The 9,843-nt window shown below is 64.5% G+C and carries 8 protein-coding genes; all 8 read right to left on the bottom strand.

Going from position 1 to position 9,843, the window contains the following annotated elements:
- Positions 1-39: 39 nt before the first annotated feature.
- Positions 40-2,298: a bifunctional DNA primase/polymerase gene (locus tag A5777_RS21530; protein WP_064864468.1), complete on the bottom strand. Its 2,259-nt coding sequence runs from the start codon at positions 2,296-2,298 to the stop codon at positions 40-42.
- Positions 2,299-3,065: 767 nt separating this feature from the next.
- Positions 3,066-4,010 carry a hypothetical protein gene (locus tag A5777_RS24825; protein WP_064864464.1) on the bottom strand — a complete coding sequence of 315 codons (945 nt, stop codon included), beginning with the start codon at positions 4,008-4,010 and terminating at the stop codon, positions 3,066-3,068.
- Positions 4,007-4,312 (bottom strand): hypothetical protein, encoded by a 306-nt coding sequence (locus tag A5777_RS21515; protein WP_064864462.1) that lies wholly within the window; start codon positions 4,310-4,312, stop codon positions 4,007-4,009. The genes A5777_RS24825 and A5777_RS21515 overlap by 4 nt, the downstream gene beginning before the upstream one ends.
- Before the next feature lie 1,235 nt (positions 4,313-5,547).
- The gene (locus A5777_RS21510; protein WP_064864459.1) at positions 5,548-5,907 is read right to left on the bottom strand and encodes a hypothetical protein; all 360 of its coding nucleotides are present in this window, start codon (positions 5,905-5,907) and stop codon (positions 5,548-5,550) included.
- Between the two features lie 8 nt (positions 5,908-5,915).
- Positions 5,916-6,179, bottom strand: a complete 264-nt coding sequence (locus A5777_RS21505) for a hypothetical protein (RefSeq protein WP_064864457.1) — start codon at positions 6,177-6,179, stop codon at positions 5,916-5,918.
- On the bottom strand, positions 6,164-7,372 hold the full coding sequence (locus A5777_RS21500; RefSeq protein WP_231895160.1) for a hypothetical protein: 1,209 nt from the start codon (positions 7,370-7,372) through the stop codon (positions 6,164-6,166). Before A5777_RS21500 ends, A5777_RS21505 begins: the two co-directional genes overlap by 16 nt.
- A gap of 545 nt (positions 7,373-7,917) precedes the next feature.
- Positions 7,918-8,748: a sulfurtransferase gene (locus tag A5777_RS21495; RefSeq protein ID WP_064864455.1), complete on the bottom strand. Its 831-nt coding sequence runs from the start codon at positions 8,746-8,748 to the stop codon at positions 7,918-7,920.
- A gap of 38 nt (positions 8,749-8,786) precedes the next feature.
- Positions 8,787-9,843, bottom strand: a 1,057-nt coding sequence (locus tag A5777_RS21490; protein WP_064864453.1) for a dihydrolipoyl dehydrogenase family protein, incomplete at its 5' end; no start/stop codon positions are given.

Raw genomic sequence — 9,843 nt, 5'->3', positions numbered from 1 at the left:
TACTCCCCGTACTCCCCTGCGGTCTACAACTGGCGCACGTCAATTCACCTCCTTGAACACCACCGCGTAGCTGCCTTGTTGGCCTTCCTCGCGAGTAACAACACCCGCTGCCACCAGTCGATCCACGGCGTCGTCTAGGTGGTCGCGCAGCTCGGGCCGGAGCTTGTTCCGCAGTGCCTTGCGGGAGATTCGTTCCGCTGCCTGCACGTGCTTGCGCACTAGGTCTGTCGCTCGGGTCATTCGTTGCTCGGAGACAGCGTCGGTCTTGACGACCTCTCTCCGGGCCTCCGCCTTGGCTCGCGCGTCGTTGCTGCGTTCTGCGCGTTCGCGTAGATCACCAACGGTGAGCGCACGGGTCTTGTCACTCACTGCCTTCACAATCCCCGCGAGTTCCCAGTCCTGTTCGGTGATCTCATTGGTGCGCCTGTTGAGCCACATCAGCGCTGCGGCCACTTTCAGCCGAGCCATAGTGCCGTGACTGTTCAGGTCGTCGCCGTAGGTGCCGTCTAGGTCGGCCTCGGTCTCGGCGTCGATCGCGTCCTCGATCACCTGCGCCACCCGCAACACGTGAAACCCCTCAGGATCGGCGCGCTCGGCAAGGCGCAGCGGCTCCACTGCAAACGAGAACACCTTCTCGCCGTCGTCACCATCGATCTTCTCGGTGTCGCGTCCCTCGGTAACCAGCACTCCATCCGGCCACCGCGACAGTTTCACCGAGCCGGGATTGGGCGGGCGTCGCCCTTTGGGCCGGTCTGGATCGGTCGTCGGGAAGAACAGAAACCGTTGCGGGGTACCGCCGTCAGCGTCCTCAAACAACGTCTCCGACCGCCCCGGCTGCACACCCACGACCATTGTCATTCGGTACCGGTGTCGTTTGATCGCGAACTTCTTATCGTCAGCGGCGTAGCCGAATCCCAACTGCTCGCCCATCCACGCCTTGCGCAGCTCCGGCATCAGCGTGGAACCGCTGCGGTTTTTCAACGCCGCCAACGAGTCGATCTCCGAGACGGTGAACAACACCGAGTTGCGCACGTCCACCTGGTCGGACTTCCGTTTGAACGCGTACTCCTTCAAGATGCCCTCGCCGCTGCCAGGCGTGGCCGAATGCACCTCGGGATCGGTGCAGAGCGCGTCCTCCGACGCCGCCTCCGACGTGCCCTTGCCCTTACCCGGCGGAGCAACCAACGCCACAAACAGATTCAGGCTGCCGTAGCTGCCGCGCAGGTCGGGCAGCACCACCGACGGCGGAATCACCGCGACAGCCCTCGCCAGCACTGCACCGAACATCGACCACGGCCCCACCCGCCGCGACCGAGCGAAGTCGCGAAGCTGCGCCAGCTCGGGGCGGGCAGACCAGAACGCGTCCTCGTCGATCTTCACCTTCGTCGGGTCGTTGCGATCAAGCCGGGCCAGCGTCTCGGCCGGATCAGCCTTCAACGCTTGCGCTGCCGCCCACGACGCCACCCGTACGAATTCGTTCGGCGCTGGACGGTCGCGGCCGTCGGGACTGCGACCGTCCCACGTAAACGAATCGAGAAACGTTTGGTGCATCTCCTGAATGACCATCGACGCCGGATAGCAGCCTGCGCATACCTCACGGAAGGCCATCGGCAACGCCCGCACCAACGCTTCGTGACTACTGCCGCCGTCGCACACGTCGCTCTCGAACACTGCCAGCACGCCGTTCAACCCAGCGGGCCGGTCATTACGATCGTGCTCAGGCGCACTACAGAACGCCGTGAACTCGGCGTCAGTCAGTGGCTCGGCCTCGTCGGGCGACGCCGACGACAGGCATCGGCGAAGAGCATCTGGCAGCGGTGGAATGTCGCCGCTGCGGGTCCAGCGATACTGTCCTTCGTCTTTGACGTGCGGTGTGGGTTCGGCGATGATCACGCCGTTCTTGCCGCGCACGTCGCCAAACGGGCGGAACGCCCCTGCACCGTTGCCGTGGGTCTCGTCGGCGACGAACAGGTAGTGACCGCGATCGGAATTGTCTCGCCGGCTCATCTGACACACGCCCTGGCGCAGCCCGTCAGCCAGGTCTGCTGGGAGTTCATCAAGCCGAGCGTTATCCAGATCGAACGTGACAGCCCCACTGCGGCCGACGTGCAACGCGATGCCGAAGTCGGGGTTCTCGTCCCACCACTCGTTAATCTGTTCCGGGTCGCGGCTGGACTTGTTCTGCCATCCAGCACCCACCACGCTCCCAGGATTCTTCGATCCCGGCTGGACGGGGAGCACGAACCACCCGGCCTTGGCGTAGGCCAAGGCGGCTTCGCGCAGACCGAGTCCGCTCACCTCAGGAATGCTCGGCGGAAGGCACCGAAACACCCTGCAACCGTCGCGGGTGTCGTGCCAAGTCACGCGAATTCGTTTGTGGCCCTGCGGTTTACGTGGTGGCATGGACCGTGGCTGTGCGTTAGTATGGTCGTGCATCTTGGCGTTTGCCTTTCGCCTCAGGTGATGTTCTGGAGAGCAGTTTGAGCGAGAACGCCCGCCGTGGGTCGCCTATCCAGCGGCGGGCATTCTCGTTTTCTCAGGGGTTTTGCGTTGCGCGGCAACGGGTATGCTGCGTTAGTCGGCGTGGCCGACGTGTTCAGAAGAGCGACTAGCCAAGCTCTCCGAGTGAAACAAGGGACGTCGTCTGGTAGCGCCGGGCGGCGTCCCTTTCGCATCTCCGATGTCGATGTCGCCCGTCACGGGCTCGTCACCAACAACTGGTCGACCGGCCACAAGGCCCGCAGCCGCCTGAGATGCAGCTACCCCAGCACCGCCACTTCCACCGCGCACGGCGGCGTCCACGTCGGCGTCAGCTACGTCGGAGACGCCCTGCGCCGCAACGCCACCCACCGCAGCCGGGTACCGTACGCCGTCACGTACACCCACCGTCAGCTGAAAGTCGCCAGACTGCAGAATCCTCACGCCACCCGACCCGACCGGCCACTCGCGACCCTGCTCGTCAACGACCACCCGCACACCCCAACGGCGGCGCTCCCGCACCCGCCAGCCGAGAAACAGATCGGCTCTGTCACCCAACGCCCCGGCCACTATCGCCGCGCGCCCCATCACAGGAACCTGTCGTCGGGCAGGCCGCTCTGGAAGAACGACCTGTCGCTCACGTACTGGAAGTCCAGTCCGCCGTGCGGAAAGTACTTCTGGAAGTCGTCGTGGCAGTCGCGGCACGTAGGGAACACCCGCAGAACAGGTCCGCAGGTGACGAGCAGCATCGCGTCGATTCCGCCGGGTTCGTCTTCTCCACAGTGCCAGCAGTCCTCGTACTCGCCACCGGGTCGGTTATCCATCCACAACAGCTGCGCCCGACGTTCGGCAGTGCAGTTGATCGGCACCGGAACGACGCTCGTTCCCCAATCGTCGGGGTGGTTGTGCAGAATCACCACGCGCACCGGATTGCCCGCTGCATATACCCGATCGTGGTCGAGCTGCCACATCTCCTGCGCGGTGGCGATCTGCTGAACCACGTGCGGACCCTCGTAGTACGGGCGGTTCGCCTCGTGCCGACGCAAGTCGTCCAGCGTGTACTCGCGGCCTCCCGGTAGTCGGGGCTGCGGTGGCCGTCCGGTGTTCAACAGCAAACGATCCGGGTAGTAGTCGGCATAGCTCAGCGGGTCGTGGTCATCAATGCCAGCCCGACACGCCTCGGCCCTGCCTCGAAGGTGTGGATCGTCGGAGGCTTCCCACTCCCGTACTTGCTCTTCGCCATACTCCGCGACGCTCCGCGGATTACGATGCGGCCCATCGTGATTACGCGCACGCGCCAGGCTCTCCGCGATCATCGGATGCTCATTCGCCAACGGCGACAACCACCGCTCGCGCTGAATCACGCGGCTGCCATCGGGCCTCTCGGTAACCTGCTGCGGCTCTAAAAGTTCGCCCTTCTGCGCGACCTCGGGACTCTGCAGCATCGCCGCCGACATCCCCGACCAATCGCCCCGGCGCACGTACTCCAGCGCAGAATACTTGGCGAAACTGGCCTGCCATGCCGCGCTCACGCCGCACCGTCCCGCCCACCCGAGGCCAGCGACTGCAACCACTCAAACAGGTCGCGGTCGGCATACCAGTTGTGTCCGGCAATACGGAACTTCCGGAGAGCACCGCTCTCGCTCGCGGTGCGGATACGGGTATCAGTGATGCCTTCGACACCGATCTCGGCGAAGAACGCCTTGGCTCCCGCCCGACCTTTGCGGGTGGGCAGGTTGGACAGCTCGTCGGCAACGATTGGGCGACGCCGAGGCGGATTGTGCTGCGGAACAGTAGGATTGGCGACCTGTGGCCGCGCGTGTAGTTGCGACATTGCGCTTCCTCTTGTGTTAGATGAGGAGACGTTGTCGAACGAATCAAGCGTGCGCGCGAACACACGTCTCCAAAGTTGGAAAACATGTGTTGCGCACAGGAAGGGCGCCGCCCTACGGTGTCTCGCGCCTGGCTGACGCGCCACCCACTCGCTGTCACAACTCTACAAGGCCGTCACAGCGCCGCCGTGAACCATTTCCCGCCGAATACCATGAGAGGATGGACGGAACCTCGCAGCCGTCTCGATCACCATGCTGATCGAGACACTCCCCGCCTTCGAGAAGGATCGGGGCGCACCCAGCGGTGGGTGCCCTGCCACCATGCCATACGTAGCCCCTACGCCGCAACTGCGCACCGTCGGAAGCGGTTCTGTAACAGCGCTTCTCGCCAGACAGTGATCAAGGCGAAGGGCGAGAGCCGGGTGGATTGCCGCCTCACATTAACGCTGACGGACGTTCCAAAATCTAGGGTCCGCGACCAGCCGCGAGATCAGCTCAAATCTGCAACGCAAGTGACCACGCGTCAAGGGTTCAGAGACTCACAGTCGTGCCGTCTAGGGTCGAGTCAGACTGATCGGGGTGTAGATGACACCAGCTTGCACTGCCAGCATTCGTACGACGTGTCGTCAGTTGGGACGTTTTGCTGTGCCGAGCATCGCGGACATGTGACCGCACGCATCCCTGATGGCGTCTCGAACCGCCGCGGCGCGAGTAGCGCAACGACAATGCCGATCGGGCCTAGGAGAAACCCCGCGAGGAACCACTTGGAATCACGGTCTCTGCTGACTGCGATCGCGATAATCCCACAAATGGTGCCGACAATGAGCCACACTCCAAGGAAGGCCACCACATCCCCTCTCGACCGTTATGTCCGACCTGCGTGAATCCAACCCGATCGGGCGGTCCATCGGTATCCTCCGAACACACCACATTGCTCAGGCACGAACTGACCCCGTTCTGTCTCGCGGCACAGTGCGGTCGGCGTGAACGGCGATGCTACTGCATTGCGCAGATGCGAAGCGCCTTTCGTTCGGTCGTGGAGGACACGTCAACTCCACTCACGGGAGACAAGTCAATCCCGCTGTCTGTGTGGTTGAGCCAGTGGCGCGCTGCCGGGTGGCGCGGCCACGCGGCCAGGGCTGCGCGCTCTCCGACCCTTCTGAGCGTCGGCACGGCCACCGATAGCGGGCAGTGTGTGCCAGTGGGTAGGCGTGGGCAGCTCAACCCATAGGACGGGTTACCGCTGCACTCGACGGCCTGGCGTCGACGCTGGACCGCTGCGTGCCCTACCGACGGCGGCTCCCAACTTGGCCCCGGCTGCTGTCGTGCTCGCGGCGAACAACGCCGCCCCTGCTGTCGAGGCTTTCACTCCGGCCGGGGCCGGGACCAGCGCGCCCACGGCAGCGCCCGCAACAGCCGACCGACGAACCGTGCGCTTGCTCGCCTTCGAGGACGACCCAGCCGACGCGCGAGCCGCAGCTATCTCACGCACGCCCTGCTCGGCGCGAGCCAGAGCCGCGTCCGCTTCGACCAGCGCGCTGTGAACCTCGTGCCCTGGCGTCGCCGAGAACCGACCCTTACGGTCACGCCGGAACACTCGCCCACTCACCAAGACCCCTCGGGGTCGAGGACGTTGGGGGCGGACCGCTCGTCCAGTTCGTCGGCCAAGGCGCGCAGGCCGCTCCCGGTCGTCGCGGGCAGCTTCGGCGCTTTACCGCGATACCTTCCGCCCTCACTCGGCGGCGCGTCTTTCAGACCAGGTGGGGTCAATCCCGGCCCCCACGAGAACTCGCCGGCGTCGGCTCCCAGCCGCAGCATCGCGGCGTTTGCCCGCATCACGTCGCGGTTGCTCATCAGTTCCACGCCCACGTCGGCTCGGTATACGGGCCGCTGGCCTTCACCTGCACCACGCACGCCGCTCCTCGATACCGTACCCCGGTACCGAATGAACGTTGGAAAAATGAGTCCTGCAGTGGGTAGCGCTGGTCGCGCCCGGGGATAATGCGCAAGCCCTGATACGCGGCGTTCGGGTGCTGACGGAACGCAACGGGATTCCGCGCGCTATTCGGCCCACCGGTCGCCACTACGGCGATATATCCCTGAGGTAAATAATAGGAAGGCACAATCCAAGCTGGACCGAAACTTCCTAAAACTTCCAAACCGCCGAACTCGCCGGGCGCAACCTGCCCGACCACGTTATCTTCAGTGAGATAAGCGGGCGCGCTGGCGCTGGGGACGAAGTCGTACTTGCTGGCAACGCCGTTAGTCACCACCCCCGCGCGGAACGTACTGATGATCTCACTTTCTATCGGATGACAGAGGATAATTAGCTTGCTCGCGGCGTCCACTCCGAAGCCCTTACCGCGCACCTGATTAATCGCGTCCACCAAATCGCCAGGATCAAGCGCGGTATTACCGCTGACCAACAGGTGCGAACTCGTCGACGGGAAAGTCTGCCCCGCGTACGGCGGTGGCACCATCCCGTCAAGTCCGTTGTATAGCCCGTAAACCGTCTGGCCGAGTTCGTTTTGACGTGGAGTTTTGGCGAACAACTGCCGCAACAGAGTTCCCGTGGTGAGGCGATTGTCCGCCTCCATTGCGCGGTCAATGACGCTGCGCACTTGTTCTGCACTGGCGCTGCGCAGAAACTTCCACGTAAATCGGCTTGCGAGGTCTTTGTCGCGGAAGTCGTAGCCGAGAATCAACGCGTCGGGAGAAGCCCGAATACCCGTAGGCTCGCCGAATTCCGAAGCTTCCTCGAAATGATCACCGCCAATCGTCTGCGGGATAGCGTCGCCCACCGAGACAGTCGGATAAGAAATCAGCGCGGCCAAGGCGCTGCGCTGTTTGGACCACAACGCCATAGCGGAGGCGGCTTCGTCCCAAATTGAGTTCAGGTCGACGCCGTCAACGGTCTGATTGACCAGCACATCGCCGTGACTGGAATAACCGACAGCCTTGGGATCAGCACCAAAGGCGAACAACTCGCCAGGGCGCGGGGGGCGAGCAAAGAACGGGTAAGTAGTCGTCGGCCGATTATCGGCAGGACGCGTGGTCGTCATTACATTTCTCATTTCGGTCAAAATATGGTCGGTTTCGTCGCTGGCACTACCAGCAGAAAATCCGGCCCCTGACCGAACTGCACTCACTATGTTCACTTAGCCCGAACGAACCCGTCGCTGGGGATGCTGCGTGTCGCTTGTCGAGAACCCGTCCCGACCGAGCCGGACCGCTACCAGCGGTCCCTACTGCCCGGACGTGGCCCACCCTATGCCGGGGGCGCGCCGTGCGCCATAGCCCCCACACCGACCAGCGAGACGCCCGCGAACAGCTACCGCCCCGGCACCACCCCGGCGCGCGGGGGTGATCCGGAGGTAGCTAACCGGGGGCAGCTAGTACGCCGTAGGTGGCGAAACATAGCGCCTCACCTGCGGCGATCCCGAGACAGCCAAGGCGTATCCGCTGGTGGAAGTGGTGCCGACTAGGCGGGCTGGCACTACTTAAAATCCGCACAGTGTCGGTTCGAGTCCGACTGGGGGCACCCGACGAAAGTTGCGTGGGATCCTCGGGGGCATTTTTGCACCCCAGGATCCCACGCAACTCGACGTCAGCTGGGCGCCAGCGGCCGCGATGGGTCGGACGTCCACGCGTTCATCGAGCCGTCGTAGACCGATGCGTCGTCGCGGCCAACCGCCGCGAGGGCGAAAGCTGCTGCGGTGGCCGCAATTCCGCCTCCGCAGTAGGTGACGGGTCGCACCGACTCGTCGAGGGCGCCCACCGCGTCGAAGATCGCTCGAAGCGCGGGAACGTCTTTCAACGTGCCCCGCTCGTCGACCAATTCACCGAAGGGCACGTTCACACTTCCGGGGATATGGCCTGCCGCGAAGGTGTCTCGGTCGAGGGCGTTGATGAGCAGCACGCCCGCGTCGTCGACGTCGGTCACCACCTCTTCGGTGGTCTCGATGCGTTCTTGCCGCCGCTGAGCTGTGAATTCTGCAGGCGGATAACTTGATTCGCCGCGGTCGACGGGGAAGCCCGCGTCAACCCACGCCTGCAGGCCACCGTCGAGCACGGCGACGTTGTCGAAGCCCTCGAGACCGAACTGCCACCACAGCCTGGTGGCCCAGATCCCGTTCTCCGAGTCGTAGACCACGACGCGCGAGTCGTCGCCGACACCTACCGCACCCACGGCTGCAGCGAACTGTTCTGACGACACGACGGCGAACGGCGCCTCCCCGTCGGGGTCGGTGAGCGCGAGCAGTTGATCGACGAACACCGCGCCGGGAATGTGCCCGGCCAGGTACGACTCCTGCCCGGACTCGATCTGCGGCGCTCCGTCACCGAATCGGAGATGCACGGTCGCGTCGACGACCCGCAGCTTGGGATCATCGCCCAGATCACGCAGGTCAGAAGCCGTGATGAGATGTGGCGTGCCCATACCCCGACATTACCGGCGACCGGCGCACACCCCGCAGATCAACTCTGTTCCTCGCGCAGGTTCTCGAGCAGCCTCAGCCAGATCTCACTGACCGTGGGATACGACGGGACCGCGTGCCACAACCTTTCCAGGGGAATCTCGCCGACGACGGCGACGGTGGCCGAATGCACGAGCTCCGCGATGTCGGGTCCGCAAAACGTAGCTCCCACCAACACATTTCGCGCGCGGTCGATGACCAGCACCGCGCGGCCGCTGTAATTCTCGCGTGCCAGCGCCGACCCTGCGACCTCGATGTCGAGTTCGGAGATGACAACATCGATGCCCGCGTCGTTGGCGGCACGCTCGGTCAGCCCGACCGACCCGACCTGCGGCTCGGTGAACACCACCTGGGGCACCGCCGCGTGGTCGGCTGTGGCCAGATATCGCTCACCGTCGAGTGAACGGGCTTCGGCGCGTGCTGCGATCACGTCGCCGGCGACCCGCGCCTGATACTTGCCCATGTGCGTGAGTGGCGCGCGACCGTTGACGTCGCCGACCGCATACAGCCAGTCGTGCCCGGCGACATTCAAGTGATCGTCGACGTCGAGCTTGCTCTTGGGATCGATACCGAGTATTTCGAGTCCGACGCCGACGGTGCGCGGACGTCGACCCGCGGCGACAAGGATCTCGTCGACCTCGAGTCGATCGACGACGTCGCCGTCGCGGTTGGCGAGTTCGACGACAGCCGGCCCGCCGTGTACTCGCCCGTAGCCGGTGTCGTCGACCTCCGGCCGCGCCACCGACCCGAACGTCGTGCCGAAGCGGATGTCGACTCCCCTGTCTCGCAGTCCCGACGAGACTCGTTCCCCGACAAAGGGTTCCATCGACGGAAGCAGTGCGTTGCCCCGCACGACCATCGTGACCACACTCCCGAGCTCCGCGAGCCACGTCGCCGCCTCGCAGGCGACGACGCCCCCGCCGAGGACCGCGATGCGTGCGGGAACCTCGACGAGATTCGTCGCATCACGCGACGTCCACGGCGCGGCGTCGGCAAGACCCGGGATCGGCGGGATCGACGCGTCGCTTCCCGTCGCCAGCACCACCGCCGCGGTGGCG

This window comes from Gordonia sp. 852002-10350_SCH5691597 (assembly GCF_001665715.1).
Classification (GTDB): domain Bacteria; phylum Actinomycetota; class Actinomycetes; order Mycobacteriales; family Mycobacteriaceae; genus Gordonia; species Gordonia sputi.
This window is presented reverse-complemented; position numbering and strand designations above follow the sequence as displayed.